We start from the raw sequence: 16764 nt of genomic DNA, 5'->3' as shown, positions 1-16764 counted from the left end.
GCAAGTCGGACCGCGAAGAGGCCAGTCGAGGCGCTATGTCACTAGCAAACCGCCGGCTGACTATGCGGAAACAACAAATCCACAAACCGTTCCGCGGTCGGCTGCGGTTCATGATTGGCCAGGCCGGCACGCTCATTGGCTTCGATAAACACATACTCCGGCTGGTCGGCGGCCTGCACCATCAGGTCGAGCCCGACCATCGGAATATCCAGCGCCCGCGCCGCCCGAACGGCGGCCTCCACCAGGGTTGGATGGAGGATCGCAGTGACGTCCTCAAGCACCCCGCCGGTATGAAGATTCGCCGTACGCCGTACGAACAGATGCTCGCCGGCCGGTAAAATGCTGCTGTAGTCATAACCCGCCGCGTGCAGGGTGCGCTGGGTTTCGTGGTCCAGCGGGATCTTGCTTTCACCGTTGGTGGTCGCCTGACGTCGGCGGCTTTGGGCTTCGATCAGTGCACCGATTGAATGCTGCCCATCGCCAACCACTTCCGCCGGACGCCGAATCGCTGCGGCGACCACCTCAAAGCCAATCACTACAATTCGCAGGTCAAGACCTTCGTGGAAGCTCTCCAGCAACACCCGAGTGTCAAACTGGCGAGCCGCGTCGATGGCTTGCTGGAGCTCTTCGATTGTCTGCAAATCCACCGCCACCCCCTGGCCCTGTTCACCGTCCAGCGGCTTGACCACCACCCGTTGGTGCTCGTCGAGAAACGCCAGGTTGTCGTCGGCATTCCCGGCCAGATGCTGGGAGGGCAGGTTCAGGCCGGCCGCTTTCAACACCTTGTGGGTCAGGCTTTTATCCTGGCACAGGCTCATGCTGATGGCGCTGGTCAGGTCGCTCAGCGATTCGCGACACCGTACCCGCCGGCCGCCATGACTGAGGGTAAACATCCCGGCGTCGGCGTCGTCGACCTGTACATCAATGCCGCGACGGTGAGCTTCTTCGACGATGATCCGTGCATAAGGGTTGAACTCGGCCTCTGGTCCCGGCCCAAGAAACAGTGGCTGATTGATACCGTTTTTGCGCTTGATGGCGAAGGTCGACAAGTTGCGAAAACCGAGCTTGGCGTAAAGACTTTTCGCCTGGCGGTTGTCGTGCAACACGGACAGGTCCAGATAGCTGAGCCCACGGCTCATGAAGTGCTCGATCAAATGCCGCACCAGCACTTCGCCGACGCCGGGCCGCGAACAGTGCGGGTCAACCGCCAGGCACCAGAGGCTGCTGCCGTTTTCCGGATCGTTGTAGGCCTTGTGATGATTAAGGCCCATGACGCTGCCGATGATCGCGCCGCTGTCCTCGTCTTCTGCCAGCCAATACACCGGGCCGCCCATATGACGCGGGGTCAACAATGACGCGTCGATCGCCAGCATGCCGCGAGCCTGATACAGAAGATTGATCGCTTGCCAGTCCGCATCGCTTTGGGCCCGACGAATACGGAACCCGCGAAATACCCGGGTTGATGGACGGTAATCACTGAACCACAAACGCAACGTGTCGGACGGATCAAGAAACAACTGCGCGGGTTCCAGCCCCAGCACTTGCTGGGGCGCGGCGACGTACAAGGCAATATCGCGCTCGCCGGGCTGCTCGTTGAGCAACTCTTGGGCAATGCTCGCCGCATCGGGAAACGTATGCCCGATCAGCAGCCGCCCCCAACCGCAATGCACGGCAATCGGCGCGGTGCCCAATTCGCTGCCGTCCTCGGCCAGACGTGCCTGCAAGCGTTCGTAGGAGGGTGACTGGCCGCGCAACAAGCGTTGGCTATAAGCCGTGGCGTGGGGTTTCATCAATCAGATTCCTTGTTCACTGAGCCACAGGTTCAGCGCCGCCAGTTGCCACAGCTTGGAGCCGCGCAACGGGGTCAACTGGCCTTGCGGGTCGGTCAGCAGGCGGTCAAGCATGGCCGGGTTGAACAGGCCGCGATCCTGGCTTGGATCGAGCAGCAGTTCGCGCACCCAGTTCAGCGTATCGCCCTGTAAATGCTTGAGGCCGGGCACCGGGAAGTAGCCCTTTTTGCGGTCGATCACTTCGCTTGGAATGACCAGCCGCGCCGCTTCTTTCAAGACCTGTTTACCGCCGTCCGGGAGTTTGAATTTGCCGGGCACCCGGGCCGACAATTCCACCAGGCGATAGTCGAGAAACGGTGTACGTGCTTCCAGGCCCCAGGCCATGGTCATGTTGTCGACGCGTTTGACCGGGTCGTCCACCAGCATGATCGTGCTGTCCAGACGCAGTGCTTTGTCCACTGCCGCATCGGCGCCGGGCTGTGCGAAATGTTCCTTCACAAAGTCACCGGCCGCGTCATTTTCCGTCAGCCACTTCGGCTGCACGGTGGCGGCGTAGTCCTCATAGCTGCGGTCGAAAAACGCATCGCGATAGGCCGTGTACGGATCGGCCGCGCCGTCCACTTGCGGGTACCAGTGATAACCGGCGAACAACTCGTCCGCCCCCTGGCCGCTTTGCACAACCTTGCAGTGCTTGGCCACTTCACGGGACAACAGATAGAAGGCGATGCAGTCATGGCTGACCATCGGCTCGCTCATGGCGCGGAACGCCGCAGGCAGTTGCTCGATGATTTCGCTCTCCTGGATGCGCAACTGGTGATGCTGCGTGCCGTAATGCTTGGCGATCAGGTCTGAATACTGGAACTCGTCGCCGCGTTCGCCGCCGGCATCCTGAAAACCGATGGAAAAAGTCGACAGGTTCTCGACGCCGACTTCACGGAGTAAACCGACCAACAGGCTCGAATCGACACCGCCGGACAGCAACACGCCGACATCCACTGCCGCGCGCTGACGAATCGCGACCGCATCACGGGTGCTGTCGAGTACCCGGTCGCGCCAGTCTTCGAGCGTCAGGTTCATCTCATCGGCGTGTGGGCCGTAGGGCAGGGTCCACCAGGTTTTTGCTCGGTGGTGCCATCCGCTTCGATACGCATCCAGGTCGCGGGTGGCAGTTTTTCAATGCCGGCGATCAAGGTGCGCGGGGCCGGGACCACCGCATGGAAATTCAGGTAATGGTTGAGCGCCACAGGATCAAGCATCGGATTGATATCGCCGCCCTTGAGCAACGCCGGCAAGGCCGAGGCAAAGCGCAAGCGCTGACCGGTGCGCGACAGGTACAGCGGTTTCACCCCGAGACGGTCGCGAGCGATGAACAGGCGTTTGGCGTCGCGCTCCCAGATGGCGAAGGCGAACATGCCGTTGAGTTTGGGCAGCAGTGCTTCGCCCCAGGCGTGATAGCCCTTGAGCAACACTTCGGTGTCGCCGCCGGAATAGAAGGCATAACCAAGGCTTTCGAGCTCGGTGCGCAGTTCCGGGAAGTTGTAGATCGCGCCGTTGAAGGCCAGGGACAAGCCCAGTTGGTTGTCGATCATCGGCTGCGCCGAGCCGTCCGACAGGTCCATGATTTTCAGGCGACGATGGCCAAGCGCAATCGGCCCCTGGCTGTGAAAGCCCCACGCGTCAGGACCGCGGGGGCCAGGTGATGGGTGATCCGTTCAACGGCTGCGAGGTCTGCAGGTTGATGATCAAAGCGTAACTCGCCAGCTAATCCACACATAAAGTCCTTACCGGTTTTTCCGTTGGGGAGGGTCAGTCGATACCACGCCAAAACGGCGGGCACTCTGAAACTGACCCGCTGGATTGGCGGGAGTTTTAGATCGATCGGTTATAAGAGGCGGGGTGGGGCTATTGTGGACGCGAGGCACATCGACAAGGGGGCCGGGTCGTAAAGGCTAAACAGGGACTGGACGCGTTGTACGAAACCATCCTGCAAGCCATCCCCGAAATACTGGGCACGGCCATGGGCCTGGGCAAACAGTTACCGGAGCATTCCTGGCGTTTGCGTGAACAGTTGCTGGCCCGCGCCAGGCAGGGCCGTGCGGTATCCGCTCGTTTGCTGGCGGGTGAGCCTTTGCCCTATACCGCGACGAAAATCCCCCGTGTTCAGACCGGAGATGTTCGCCGACCTGGGGATTTGCGCCGTACCAAAGCTGAAATCGGTTCAGGCCCCGCGGATCAACCGGCGCAAGGCAAAGCGGTTGGGGTGGCAGGCTTCGGCCACGCTGCGGGGCAAGGGCAGCGGTTCGTTATCCAGCCAGGCCGCCAGCAGTTCACCGGACAGAGGGGCGGTGATCAAGCCTCGTGAACCGTGACCGCTGTTGACGTACAAGCCGTCGAGCCATGGGCACGGAACGTCCGGCACTTGTCGGGCGTCCTTGCTCAGGGCGGCATAGGCCTGATTGAACGCGTGGCTATCAGCCAATGGCCCGACGATGGGCAGGTAGTCGGGGCTGGTGCACCGGAACGCCGCGCGGCCCTGAAGCTGCTCCGGATCCAACTGCCTGGCGTGCAGACGGTTGACCAGATCGCTGGAAATCTCTTCCAGCAGTTGCAGGTTGCCCTGGTGCTCTGCGGTGGTGGGCGTCAGGTCGTCGCTGTTGAAATCGAAGCTGGCGCCCAGGGTGTGTTCGCCCAGCCGTGCCGGTGCCACATAACCTTCGGCGCAGACCACCGTGGCCAGGCTCTGGCTCCCGGTGGTTTGCGCCAATCGGGTTATTTGCCCGCGAATACGTTTGAGCGGCAGGTCGGCACTTTGCGCAAAACGTTTGATCTCGGCGGCACCGGCCAGTACCACGACCGGGGCACTGGCGAGCAAGGTGTCGCCGTCCCAGGCTTGCCATTGGTCATCGACCTTGCATAGCTGCAACACATCGCGATGGGTCAGCAGTTCAACACTGGGGTGTGTGGCATGCCACTGGCACAGCGCCGGAGGATGAACCCAGCCGCCTTCGGGATAGAACAATCCGCCGTGAGCCAGCGCGATGCCGGCCTGAGCCTGGGCCTCGGGCTGATCCAGCAGGTGCAGCAGGTCAGCAGGGAACGCCGCCGCCAATTGCGCCTGGCGCTCGGCTTCCTTGGCATTGAACGCCAGTTGCAACACGCCGCAACCGTCCCAGTCGACGCCGCGATGCAGGTGTTCGAGCACGCGCCGGGTATGCCCGAAACCGCTGACAATCAGTTGCGACAATGCGGTGCCGTGGGCTGAGAGCTTGAGGTACAGCACACCTTGCGGATTGCCTGAGGCTTCCTGGGCGATGTCGGCATGACGCTCCAGCAAACTCACCTGCCAGCCCCGCGCTGCCAGGCTGGCGGCGCTGGCACAACCGGCGAGGCCGGCGCCGATCACCAAGGCGCGGCGTTCGCCTTCAGGTTGAGGCGGGCGAGCGAACCACGGCTTGGCCGGTGTCGGTGTCGCTATCTCGGCGGGCCAGCCGATAAAGGCACCCCGAAGGATTTCCCATTTGTGCCCGATGCCCGGTGTGCGCTTCATCTTGAAGCCTGCCGCGTTGAGCAGTCGACGTACCCAACCCGTGCTGGTGAAGGTACTGATGGTCGAGTCGGGAGCGGCCAGGCGCGCCAGTTCGGCAAACAGCTCGGCGGTCCACATATCGGGGTTTTTCGCCGGGGCGAAACCGTCGAGAAACCATGCGTCGATCTGCGCATCCAGCTGCGGCAATTGTTCCAGCGCATCGCCAATCAGCAGCGTCAGGGTCACGCGGCCGTTATCCAGCACCAGGCGTTGAAAGCCTTGATGGATCGCCACGTACTGGGCCAACAGTTGATCGGCGAACGGTTTGAGCTCCGGCCACAACGCCAGCGCCCGCTTCAGGTCAAGGGCGGTCAACGGGTATTTTTCCACGCTGACAAAGTGCAGCCGCGCGCCGGCCACGGCCTGCTCTTCAAACAGTTGCCAGGCACAAAGGAAGTTCAGCCCGGTGCCAAAACCGGTCTCGCCAATCACCAGTCGACCGTCCGCAGGCAACGCGGCAAAGCGTTCCTTCAGGCGGTTTTGCTCGATGAACACGTAGCGGGTTTCCTCAAGCCCCGACAGGTCGGAGAAATACACATCATCGAACACCCGCGAATACGGGCGACCCTGGTCGTCCCAGTCGAGTTGGGCGTTAGGCATTACAGGTTTCATGGCAGGCTCGGCAACGGCAAGGCGGGCATTCTATCTGATCAGGGCGCGGGTGCTTGATCCATGGCAAGTCCTGATACAGGCGGGACGAGGACGATCAAAAGATCGCAGCCTTCGGCAGCTCCTACGCCGACCGTATGAGATTGCAATTAAACGGCCGCACCCAACCCCTGTAGGAGCTGCCGAAGGCTGCGATCTTTTGATCTTGATCCACCACTGAAAGCCACGCACATAAAAAGGGATTTCTCCCCGCTGGCGAGGTCAATCCGCTAGTCTTGCTCAATCTTGGAAGGGAGCCGCCCATGTTCGAATCTGCCGAAATCGGTCACGCCATCGACAAAGAAACCTACGACGCTGAAGTGCCGGCCCTGCGTGAAGCCTTGCTTGAAGCACAGTTCGAACTTCAGCAGCAAAAGCGTTTTCCGGTGATCATTTTGATCAACGGCATCGAAGGCGCCGGCAAGGGCGAGACGGTCAAGTTGCTCAACGAATGGATGGACCCGCGCCTGATCGAGGTTCGTACTTTCGACCAGCAGACCGATGAAGAGCTGGCGCGGCCACCGGCCTGGCGCTACTGGCGGATGCTCCCGGCCAAGGGCCGCATGGGGATTTTCTTCGGCAACTGGTACAGCCAGATGCTGCAGGGGCGAGTCCATGGCGATTTCAAGAACGCGGTGCTGGACCAGGCGATCAACCAGTCCGAACGCCTGGAGAAAATGCTCTGCGATGAAGGCGCGCTGATCTTCAAGTTCTGGTTCCATCTCTCCAAGCAGCAAATGAAGGCGCGCCTCAAGGCGCTCGCCGACGACCCGCTGCACAGTTGGCGCATCAGCCCGCTGGACTGGCAACAATCGCAAACCTACGACAAGTTCGTGAAATTCGGCGAGCGGGTGTTACGCCGCACCAGTCGCGACTATGCACCGTGGCATGTGGTTGAAGGTGTAGACCCGTATTACCGCAGTCTGATGGTGGGCCAGATCCTTCTCGAAGGCCTGCAAAATGCGCTGAAGCGGCCCAAGGTCCATCCCGACAAAGTCAGTGCCGCGCCGGTGCCCACCCATATTGATCAGATGAACGTACTCGACAGCCTGGATTTGACCCAGAGCCTGGAAAAGGACGATTACGAAGAACAACTGATTACCGAACAGGCACGATTTTCTGGCCTGATGCGCGACAAACGCATGCGCCAGCACGCCTTGGTGGCGGTGTTTGAAGGCAATGACGCGGCGGGCAAGGGCGGGGCTATTCGCCGGGTTGCCGCCGCACTCGATCCACGTCAATACAGCATCATCCCGATTGCCGCGCCCACTGAGGAGGAACGGGCGCAACCGTATCTCTGGCGTTTCTGGCGGCACCTCCCGGCCAAGGGCAAGTTCACCGTATTCGACCGCTCCTGGTACGGTCGGGTCCTGGTGGAGCGCATTGAGGGTTTTTGCCCGCCAGCAGATTGGCTGCGGGCTTACAGCGAGATCAACGATTTCGAAGAGCAGATTTCCGAGTCAAATGTCATCGTGGTCAAGTTCTGGCTGGCCATTGACAAGCAGACGCAACTGGAGCGCTTTCAGGCGCGGGAAGAGATTCCCTTCAAACGCTTCAAGATCACCGAAGATGACTGGCGCAACCGTGACAAGTGGGACGCTTACCGCGCTGCCGTCGGTGACATGGTCGATCGCACCAGCACCGAGATCTCGCCCTGGACCCTGGTGGAGGCCAATGACAAGCGCTGGGCCCGGGTCAAAGTGTTGCGCACGATCAACCGGGCGCTGGAAGTGGCGTTTGAAAAGTCTGACAAGAAGGCCAGGAAACACAAGAAGTGAAGCGATGGTCCCGCATACGCGAGGTGAATGATTGTCGCAGTCGGTAATGGGGTGGGCTTATGCTCGGTCCACTCTCAACCGACAACAACAATGGGGTATGCCATGCGTGAAGTGGTGATCGTTGACAGCGTACGGACCGGCCTGGCCAAATCCTTTCGCGGCAAGTTCAACATGACCCGTCCGGACGACATGGCGGCCCACTGCGTCAATGCGCTGCTCACGCGCAACGACATCGACCCGGCCAGTGTCGAGGATTGCATCGTTGGCGCCGGCTCCAACGAAGGCGCCCAGGGCTACAACATCGGCCGTAACGTGGCGGTGTTGTCGCATCTGGGCATCGGCACCGCCGGCATGACCCTCAACCGTTTCTGCTCCTCGGGCCTGCAAGCCATTGCGATTGCCGCCAACCAGATCGCCTCGGGTTGCAGCGACATCATCGTCGCCGGTGGCGTCGAGTCGATCAGCCTGACGATGAAAAGTGTCAACACCGACAACCTGATCAACCCATTGCTCAAGGAACAGGTGCCGGGCATCTATTTCCCGATGGGCCAGACCGCCGAAATCGTCGCCCGTCGCTACCACGTCAGCCGCCAAGAGCAGGATCTTTACGCGTTGCAGAGCCAGCAACGTACAGCCCAGGCTCAGGCCGCCGGGTTGTTTGATGATGAAATTGTGCCGATGGCGGTCAAGTACCGGGTCGAAGACAAGGCCGCCGGCCAGGTGCAGATCCTCGATGGCATTGTCGATCACGACGATTGCAACCGTCCGGACACTACCCTGCAAAGCCTCGCCGGTTTGAAACCAGTGTTTGCCGAGGACGGTTCGGTGACGGCGGGTAACTCGTCGCAGCTGTCGGACGGTGCGTCGATGACCTTGGTGATGAGCCTGGAAAAAGCGCTGGAATTGGGGCTCAAGCCTAAAGCCTTCTTCCGTGGGTTTACCGTGGCCGGTTGCGAGCCGGATGAAATGGGCATCGGCCCGGTGTTCTCGGTGCCCAAGTTGCTCAAGGCCAAGGGTTTGCAAATTGCCGATATCGACTTGTGGGAGCTCAACGAAGCGTTTGCCTCCCAGTGCCTCTACAGCCGCAATCGACTGGAAATCGACAACGCGAAATACAACGTCAACGGCGGTTCGATTTCCATCGGTCATCCGTTTGGCATGACCGGTTCGCGTCAGGTCGGGCATATCGTGCGTGAGCTGCAACGGCGCAATTTGCGTTATGGCGTGGTCACCATGTGCGTCGGTGGCGGGATGGGGGCTACGGGGTTGTTTGAGGCGGTGCGTTAGATCGATAGATTTGTATTGCCTGTTGAATAGCCTTCGCGAGCAAGCCCGCTCCCACATTTAACCGAGTTCTCCCAGGAGAATGCGGTTAAATGTGGGAGCGGGCTTGCTCGCGAAAGCAGCACCGCGGTCTAGTGACTAGTGCTCAACAGCTGCATCCGCTCGATATACGCCTGAATCTCCCGCATCGCCGCTTCAGGGCTGTCAAACGGCCCCTCGAGGGTGTTTTCCCGAGTGCTGAAATACAACTCCCCATTTACCCGGCACAACCGGTCGCTGCGAAAATGCGTGGTAGGGGCGTTGTCCTGGGCGCGCATGCCGTACATGGCGATCTCCTGAGTGCAGGTCCTGTTTGCGGATCCAATGATCATATGCCTGAAGTACTTGCGGCGCCTGGCGACCTGATCGACGGCACTTCGTCAATTTAGCGTTGCGACCTGCACAGTTTCATTTGCGGCCAGCGAGCAACTGTCCCTGTGTGCCTCCGGGCGTCGGGCCTAGAATGACCGCTCTCGCCATTGGGCTTCGGGGGCAGCATGCACATTTCATCAGGTCGCTGGGTTTACGGGCTGTTCCTGGCGTTGCTGACGGCCCTGCTGTGGGGAATCCTGCCGATCAAACTCAAGCAAGTACTGCTGGTGATGGACCCGGTGACGGTGACCTGGTTTCGCTTGCTGGTGTCCGGCGGTTGCCTCTTTCTCTATCTGGCGGCGACCAGGCGTCTGCCGAGCCGCAAAGTGCTCGGCCCGAAGGGCGGCTGGTTGGTGCTGATGGCGGTGCTCGGCCTGGTGGGCAATTACGTTTTGTACCTGATGGGCCTGAACCTGCTCAGCCCCGGCACCGCGCAATTGGTGGTGCAGATGGGGCCGATCATGTTGCTGATCGCCAGTCTGTTTGTGTTCAAGGAACGGTTCAGCGTGGGGCAAGGGATTGGCCTGCTGGTGCTGCTGATCGGTTTCGGGCTGTTTTTCAATCAGCGCCTGAGCGAATTGCTCACCTCCCTGACTGACTACACCACTGGCGTATTGATGGTGTTGGCGGCGTCCACGGTCTGGACCTTCTATGCGCTGGGCCAGAAGCAACTGCTGACGGTGTGGAATTCGTTGCAGGTGATGATGGTGATCTATCTGTTCTGCGCGCTGCTGCTGACGCCCTGGGTGCATCCGCTGGAGGCGCTGAATCTGAGTCCGCTGCAAGGCTGGCTGCTGCTGGCGTGCTGCCTGAACACGCTGATCGCTTATGGCGCGTTTGCTGAAGCACTGGCGCACTGGGAGGCTTCGCGGGTCAGCGCGACATTGGCCGTCACGCCGTTGGTGACGTTTGTCGCGGTGGCACTGGCCGCATCGTTGTGGCCGGAGTACGTGCATGCCGAAACGATCAATGGCCTGGGTTATGGCGGGGCGGTGTTGGTGGTGCTGGGGTCGGCGCTGGTGGCGTTGGGGCCATCATTGATGGCCGGGCTCAGGGCGCGGCGGACACGGATAGCGGTCGGTCGATAGACCGCGTCATCGTTCATCGCGGGCAAGCCTTGCTCCTACAGGTTTTGCGGCGTTCGGATAATTGGCGAACGACACAATTCCTGTAGGAGCAAAGCTTGCTCGCGATGTCGGACCGACAGTCACCGCCAATATTAGCCCTTGGCTCCGGCCTCCAGCATATTCTCCGGCCGCACCCAGGCATCAAACTGTTCATCGGTGAGATAACCCAGCTGCAACGCCGCCTCACGCAAAGTCAGTCCTTCGGCGTAAGCCTTCTTGGCAATCTCGGCGGACTTGTCGTAACCAATGTGCGGGTTCAACGCGGTCACCAGCATCAAGCCACGCTCCAGGTGTTCCGCCATTTTCGCCGCATCCGGCTCCAGCCCGGCGATGCAATGCTGCTGGAAGTTGCTGCAACCATCGCCCAGCAGGCGAATCGATTGCAGCAAATTGTGGATGATCACCGGTTTGAACACGTTCAATTGCAGATGCCCCTGACTCGCGGCAAAGCCGATGGCGACGTCGTTGCCCATCACTTGGCAAGCCAGCATCGACAAGGCTTCGCACTGGGTCGGGTTGACCTTGCCGGGCATGATCGAGCTGCCTGGCTCGTTGGCCGGCAGTTTCACTTCGGCGATACCGGCGCGTGGCCCGGAGCTGAGTAAACGCAGGTCGTTGGCGATTTTCATCAGCGTCACGGCGAGGGTTTTCAGCGCACCCGACAGCGTCGTCAGCGGTTCGTGGCCGGCGAGCGCGGCGAATTTGTTTGGCGCAGTGACGAATGGCAGGCCGCAGAGCGCAGCCAGTTCGGCGGCGATCGCCTCGCCAAAGCCGTGGGGCGAGTTCAGCCCGGTGCCGACAGCGGTGCCGCCCTGCGCCAGTTCACACACGGCTGGCAGTGCGCTGCGGATCGCCCGCTCGGCGTAATCCAGTTGTGCGATGTACGCGGACAGTTCCTGGCCGAAGGTGATCGGCGTGGCGTCCATCATGTGGGTACGACCGGTCTTGACCAGTTTCATGTGCCGGGCCGACAGTTCCGCCAACCCGCCAGACAACTCATTTATAGCCGGCAGCAAATGCTGCTGCACTGCCTGGACGGTGGCGATGTGCATGGCGGTGGGGAAGCAATCGTTGGAGCTCTGGGAGCGGTTGACGTGATCGTTGGGATGCACCGGCGACTTGCCGCCGCGAGCGTTGCCGGCCAGTTCGTTGGCGCGACCGGCGATCACTTCGTTGACGTTCATGTTGCTCTGGGTGCCACTGCCGGTCTGCCAGACCACCAGCGGGAACTGATCGTCGTGGCTGCCGTCGAGTACTTCGTCGGCCGCTTGCTCGATGAGCCGGGCGATGTCCGCGGGCAGATCACCATTGCGATCGTTGACCCGGGCCGCGGCTTTCTTGATCAGCGCCAGGGCGTGCAGCACAGCCAGGGGCATGCGTTCCTGACCGATGGCGAAGTTGATCAGTGAACGTTGGGTCTGGGCGCCCCAGTAGGCGTCATCCGGGACGTTCACTTCACCAAGGCTGTCGGTTTCGATACGGCTCATCGGTCACACTCCTGTAGGTCTGATTGCGCAGTTTAGGCCGTGTTCGGCAGCTGTGGTTCCATCAGTCTGTTTTTTGACCACTGAGCCTTGGAAATCAAGCCCCATAAGGGGTGGGGGTTGAGCCATGAGGTTTTTTAGGTGCAGAATGGTCGCCCTTGGGGTTTTACCTCGCCTGCTAGAAAAGGAAACTCGATGACTCGTCTTCGTGCCATCTGTACCGCGGTTGCACTGGTTTGCGCCAGCGGCCAGGTTTTTGCCGATACCGCCAGCCACAACGCCAGTGCCGAAGCTTTCCTGACCCTGGCGCACGCTGACAAATTGGGCACTCCGGTGTACATGCAAGTGCAGCAAATGTTCGCTCAGCGCTTTGAGCAAACCAAAGCCCCTGAATCGAAAAAAGCCCTGCTGGATACCTACCAGGCCAAGGCCAACGCCGCGCTGGACGCAGCCATTGGCTGGAACAAGCTGAAGCCGGACATGGTCAAGCTCTACACCACCAACTTCAGCGAATCCGAGCTGAAAGATCTGGTTGCGTTCTACCAGTCGCCACTGGGTAAAAAAGTCCTGGAAAAAATGCCGCAGCTGACTCAGCAATCGGCCCAGATGACTCAAGCCAAGCTCGAAAGCGCAGTGCCTGTAGTCAACAAACTGCTGGATGACATGACCAACGAGCTGGTGCCTAAAGGCGCCGCTGCTCCAGCTGTCAAGAAAAAGCCTTAAGCGGAGTTCGGTATGACCATGCAACAACGCATCGAGTCGACGCTGGGGCTGTTGCAGCCCGAGCACCTGCAAGTGCTGGATGAAAGCCACATGCACAGCCGTGGGTTGCAAACCCACTTCAAGGCCGTGGTGGTCAGCCAGCAGTTTGAAGGTCTCAATCGCGTCAAGCGCCACCAGAAGGTCTACGGCACTCTGGGTGAGCTGATGGGTGAGTTTCATGCGTTGGCGCTGCATACCTACACGCCTGAAGAATGGGCACAGATCGACGCGGCCCCGGCCTCGCCAACCTGTGCTGGCGGTAGCAATCATTAAAATCAAAAGATCGCAGCCTTCGGCAGCTCCTACGGGGTTGCGCAAGGCTGGGCTTTTGTAGGAGCTGCCGAAGGCTGCGATCTTTCAGGTCAGCAGCCATCGGCAGCTGTTTTTGCTAGAATCCGCAACGCGCCGCTTACCCGGCGCGTTTTTTTCGCATCCGGTTCACCCCTTACGAGGGTAGCCACCTGGAGAATCACCCATGACACAACAGATTGTCGTGGCGGCACTTTATAAGTTCGTCACCCTGGAAAACTACGTTGAGCTGCGCGAGCCATTGCTGCAAGCGATGGTCGACAACGGCGTCAAAGGCACGCTGCTGATCGCCGAAGAAGGCATCAACGGCACCGTATCCGGCAGCCGCGAAGGCATCGACGGGCTGATGGCCTGGCTCAAGAACGACCCGCGCATGGACGATATCGATCACAAAGAATCGTACTGCGACGACCAGCCGTTCTACCGCACCAAAGTTAAACTCAAGAAGGAAATCGTCACCCTCGGCGTCGAAGGCGTGGACCCGAACAAAAAGGTCGGCACCTACGTCGATCCAGCTAACTGGAACGCGCTGATCAGCGATCCGCAAGTCCTGTTGATCGACACCCGCAACGACTACGAAGTCGCGATAGGCACCTTTGAAGGCGCCATCGATCCGAAAACCACCAGTTTTCGCGAATTCCCCGACTACATCAAGGAACACTTCGACCCGGCCGTGCACAAGAAAGTCGCGATGTTCTGCACCGGTGGTATTCGTTGCGAGAAGGCTTCGAGCTACATGCTCAACCAGGGCTTCGACGAGGTCTATCACCTCAAGGGCGGCATCCTGAAGTACCTCGAAGAGGTGCCGCAGGAAGAAACCAAATGGCAGGGCGACTGCTTTGTATTCGATAACCGCGTGACCGTGCGCCATGACCTGAGCGAAGGCGACTACGATCAATGCCATGCCTGTCGTACACCGATCAGCGCCTCCGACCGCGCATCCGAGCACTACTTGGCCGGCATCAGTTGCCCGCATTGCTGGGATAAGCTGAGCGAGAAAACCCGTCGCAGCGCCATCGACCGGCAGAAGCAGATCGAACTGGCCAAGGCGCGCAACCTGCCGCACCCGATCGGTTACAACTACAAGCAATCACCTTCCGAGGCTTGAATCCATGTCTGCCCGCCTGCTCTACGTGATGGACCCGATGTGTTCCTGGTGCTGGGGCTTTGCACCGGTGGCCAAAGCGCTGGTCGAGCAGGCGCAGGCGGCGGGAGTGGAGCTGCATCTGGTTGTAGGCGGCTTGCGCACCGGCAGTGGCGCGGCTCTGGAACCGACCACCCGGCGCTACATCCTTGAGCACTGGCAGGCGGTCACCGAGGCTACCGGCCAACCGTTCAAGCTCGACGGCGCGCTGCCTGACGGTTTTGTCTACGACACCGAGCCTGCTTGCCGGGCCTTGGTGACGGCGCGCAGCCTGGCGCCGGATTGCGCCTGGACGCTGCTGGGGCTGATTCAACACGCGTTTTACGCTGAAGGTCGCGACGTTACTCATGCCAGCGTGCTGGTGGAGTTGGCGGAGCAGGCCGGTGTGCCGCGTATCGAGTTCGCCGCCGCGTTCGACCGCGCCGACCAACACGCCGCCACCGCGGCCGATTTCACTTGGGTTCAGGACCTCGGTATTGCCGGGTTCCCGACCTTGCTGGCCGAACGTGATGGTCAACTGGCGTTATTGACCAACGGCTATCAGCCGCTGAGTGTCCTGTCACCGCTGCTCGGCCGCTGGCTGGAGCGCGCTGCCTGTGCATGACCTGCCCGATGACGCCCCAACTCCACCGCGCCTCGATCGACTGAGCTGGGCGCAAATCCGTCGACTGGCCCTGCATCACAAGAAATCCCTGTGGATCGCCAACGGCGTCGCCGTTCTGGCGACCCTGTGCAGTGTGCCGATTCCTCTGCTTTTGCCGTTGCTGGTGGACGAAGTGTTGCTGGGGCACGGCGACTCGGCCCTGAAGATCATGAACCACGCACTGCCCGATGCCTGGCAGAAAGCCGCTGGCTACATTGGGCTGATGCTGCTGGTGACCTTTACTCTGCGTTGTGGTGCCCTGGCCTTCAACGTGGTGCAGGCGAAGTTGTTTGCAGGTCTGGCCAAGGACATCGTGTATCGGATCCGCGTGCGACTGATCGAACGGCTCAAGCGTATTTCCCTGGGCGAATACGAAAGCCTGGGCAGCGGCACGGTGACCACGCACCTGGTCACCGACCTGGACACCCTCGACAAATTTGTCGGCGAAACCCTCAGTCGTTTCCTCGTGGCGATGCTGACCCTGGTCGGCACCGCGAGCATTCTGTTCTGGATGCACTGGAAACTGGCGCTGTTGATCATGCTGTTCAACCCGCTGGTGATTTACGCCACGGTGCAACTGGGCAAGCGGGTCAAGCACCTGAAGAAGCTGGAGAACGACAGCACCTCGCGCTTCACCCAGGCGTTGACTGAAACCCTTGATTCGATTCAGGAAGTGCGCGCGGGCAATCGTCAGGGCTTCTTCCTCGGACGACTCGGCCTGCGCGCCCGGGAAGTACGCGATTACGCGGTAAATTCCCAATGGAAAACCGATGCATCGAACCGCGCCAGCGGCTTGCTGTTCCAGTTTGGTATCGATATTTTCCGCGCGGCGGCGATGCTCACTGTGCTGTTCTCCGACCTGTCCATCGGCCAGATGCTCGCGGTGTTCAGCTACCTGTGGTTCATGATCGGACCGGTGGAGCAATTGCTGAACCTGCAATATGCCTACTACGCCGCCGGTGGTGCGCTGTCACGGATCAACGAGTTGCTGGCCCGAGCCGATGAGCCGCAATACCCGGGCGGCGTCGATCCGTTCCAGGGGCGCGATACGGTGGGCATCGAGGTTCAGGGCTTGAGTTTCAGCTACGGCGATGAGTTGGTGCTGGATCAGATGAACCTGACCATCGCTGCGGGTGAAAAAGTCGCGATTGTCGGCGCCAGTGGCGGCGGTAAAAGCACCCTGGTGCAATTGCTGCTGGGCTTGTACTCGCCGCTGGCAGGGACGATCCGCTTCGGCGGCTCGACCCAGCAGGAGATTGGCCTGGAGACCGTACGAGAGAATGTCGCGGTAGTGCTGCAGCATCCGGCGTTGTTTAACGACACGGTTCGGGCCAACCTGACCATGGGTCGCGAACGCAGCGACGAGGCGTGCTGGCAGGCTCTGGAAATCGCCCAGCTCGACGCGACTGTTCGCGCATTGCCCCAAGGCCTGGACAGCATTGTCGGGCGTTCCGGCGTGCGCCTGTCTGGCGGTCAGCGCCAACGCCTGGCGATTGCGCGGATGGTGCTGGCCCAGCCCAAAGTGGTGATCCTCGACGAGGCCACCTCGGCGCTGGATGCCGCCACCGAATACAACCTGCATGAAGCGCTGACGCGATTCCTCAGTGAACGCACTACATTGATCATTGCCCATCGGCTGTCAGCCGTGAAGCAGGCCGATCGCGTGCTGGTGTTCGATGGCGGGCGCATAGCCGAGGATGGCGACCATCAGCAACTGATTGCCGAGGGTGGGTTATACGCCAAACTTTACGGGCATTTGCAGCAGTTATAGGTCATTTACACCGGCACACGTCTTGCC

At 60.5% G+C, this 16764-nt stretch carries 12 protein-coding genes and 1 pseudogene; 8 read left to right on the top strand and 5 right to left on the bottom strand.

The window, feature by feature from the left end; genetic code table 11:
• Nucleotides 1–41 precede the first annotated feature (41 nt).
• From ngg to mnmC, 3 genes and pseudogenes are all read right to left on the bottom strand, one after another.
• A complete protein-coding gene (gene ngg / locus JFV26_RS08495; RefSeq protein ID WP_201191440.1) occupies nt 42–1790 on the bottom strand; it encodes an N-acetylglutaminylglutamine synthetase in 1749 nt (582 codons plus the stop codon).
• 3 nt (nt 1791–1793) lie between these two features.
• Nucleotides 1794–3564 (bottom strand): annotated as a pseudogene (locus JFV26_RS08490) (N-acetylglutaminylglutamine amidotransferase).
• 444 nt (nt 3565–4008) lie between these two features.
• A complete protein-coding gene (gene mnmC, locus JFV26_RS08485) occupies nt 4009–5988 on the bottom strand; it encodes a bifunctional tRNA (5-methylaminomethyl-2-thiouridine)(34)-methyltransferase MnmD/FAD-dependent 5-carboxymethylaminomethyl-2-thiouridine(34) oxidoreductase MnmC (RefSeq protein ID WP_201191439.1) in 1980 nt (659 codons plus the stop codon).
• 299 nt (nt 5989–6287) lie between these two features.
• Between mnmC and pap the strand changes: the two genes are divergently transcribed.
• Together pap and JFV26_RS08475 are read left to right on the top strand one after the other, a co-directional pair.
• The gene (pap, locus tag JFV26_RS08480) at nt 6288–7802 is read left to right on the top strand and encodes a polyphosphate:AMP phosphotransferase (protein WP_201191437.1); all 1515 of its coding nucleotides are present in this window, start codon (nt 6288–6290) and stop codon (nt 7800–7802) included.
• A 102-nt stretch (nt 7803–7904) separates the two neighbouring features.
• Complete coding sequence (locus JFV26_RS08475; RefSeq protein ID WP_201191435.1) at nt 7905–9089, top strand: thiolase family protein; 1185 nt, start codon at nt 7905–7907, stop codon at nt 9087–9089.
• A 128-nt stretch (nt 9090–9217) separates the two neighbouring features.
• Here JFV26_RS08475 and JFV26_RS08470 read toward each other — a convergent pair whose 3' ends face one another.
• Complete coding sequence (locus tag JFV26_RS08470; RefSeq protein ID WP_201191433.1) at nt 9218–9412, bottom strand: DUF6316 family protein; 195 nt, start codon at nt 9410–9412, stop codon at nt 9218–9220.
• A gap of 210 nt (nt 9413–9622) precedes the next feature.
• Between JFV26_RS08470 and JFV26_RS08465 the strand changes: the two genes are divergently transcribed.
• Nucleotides 9623–10585: a DMT family transporter gene (locus JFV26_RS08465; protein WP_201191431.1), complete on the top strand. Its 963-nt coding sequence runs from the start codon at nt 9623–9625 to the stop codon at nt 10583–10585.
• 131 nt (nt 10586–10716) lie between these two features.
• Here JFV26_RS08465 and JFV26_RS08460 read toward each other — a convergent pair whose 3' ends face one another.
• Nucleotides 10717–12111, bottom strand: coding sequence for a class II fumarate hydratase (locus tag JFV26_RS08460; protein WP_201191429.1), 1395 nt, complete (start codon nt 12109–12111; stop codon nt 10717–10719).
• A gap of 192 nt (nt 12112–12303) precedes the next feature.
• Here JFV26_RS08460 and JFV26_RS08455 point away from each other — a divergent pair, with 192 nt between their 5' ends.
• The 5 genes from JFV26_RS08455 to JFV26_RS08435 all read left to right on the top strand — a co-directional run bounded on the left by JFV26_RS08455 (nt 12304) and on the right by JFV26_RS08435 (nt 16737).
• The gene (locus JFV26_RS08455) at nt 12304–12831 is read left to right on the top strand and encodes a DUF2059 domain-containing protein (RefSeq protein ID WP_201191427.1); all 528 of its coding nucleotides are present in this window, start codon (nt 12304–12306) and stop codon (nt 12829–12831) included.
• A 12-nt stretch (nt 12832–12843) separates the two neighbouring features.
• Nucleotides 12844–13143, top strand: a complete 300-nt coding sequence (locus tag JFV26_RS08450) for a BolA family protein (RefSeq protein ID WP_201191425.1) — start codon at nt 12844–12846, stop codon at nt 13141–13143.
• Between the two features lie 202 nt (nt 13144–13345).
• Nucleotides 13346–14287: an oxygen-dependent tRNA uridine(34) hydroxylase TrhO gene (trhO, locus tag JFV26_RS08445; protein ID WP_201191423.1), complete on the top strand. Its 942-nt coding sequence runs from the start codon at nt 13346–13348 to the stop codon at nt 14285–14287.
• Nucleotides 14288–14324: 37 nt separating this feature from the next.
• Entirely contained in the window at nt 14325–14927 is a 603-nt protein-coding gene (locus tag JFV26_RS08440) for a DsbA family protein (RefSeq protein WP_201191704.1), read from the top strand.
• A complete protein-coding gene (locus tag JFV26_RS08435; RefSeq protein ID WP_201191421.1) occupies nt 14920–16737 on the top strand; it encodes an ATP-binding cassette domain-containing protein in 1818 nt (605 codons plus the stop codon). The genes JFV26_RS08440 and JFV26_RS08435 overlap by 8 nt, the downstream gene beginning before the upstream one ends.
• The last annotated feature ends 27 nt before the right edge of the window (nt 16738–16764 follow it).

It is taken from the genome of Pseudomonas sp. TH31 (genome assembly GCF_016650815.1).
GTDB lineage: Bacteria > Pseudomonadota > Gammaproteobacteria > Pseudomonadales > Pseudomonadaceae > Aquipseudomonas.
Note: the sequence above shows the minus strand (reverse complement) of the source record. Positions and strands in the feature narration are given on the sequence as shown.